Annotated in this window: 1 rRNA gene; it reads left to right on the top strand. The window is 54.3% G+C overall.

The features are described 5' to 3' along the window. A 23S ribosomal RNA gene (locus LK536_RS59300) occupies nt 1–219 on the top strand; the annotation flags it as partial.

Here is a 219-nt window from a genome sequence, read left to right as displayed (position 1 = left end):
GGGAGGCGTAGCCGATGGACAACAGGTTGAGATTCCTGTACCATGCATCATCAGAACTGTGGGGACACAGAAGGACAACACATCCCGGGAATGGGAATACCGGGGCAAGCGGGGTAGGGGTTAAGCTGGCAAATCCGTTTAACAACCCGAAGACGTGACGCGGAGCGAACTGAAGTAGCGAAGTGTGTGATTCCGGCTGTCAAGAAAAGCCGCTATCGT

Origin of the sequence: Clostridium pacaense, assembly GCF_020709765.2 — a bacterium.
Taxonomy (GTDB): Bacteria; Bacillota; Clostridia; order Lachnospirales; family Lachnospiraceae; genus Enterocloster; species Enterocloster hominis.
Note: the sequence above shows the minus strand (reverse complement) of the source record. Positions and strands in the feature narration are given on the sequence as shown.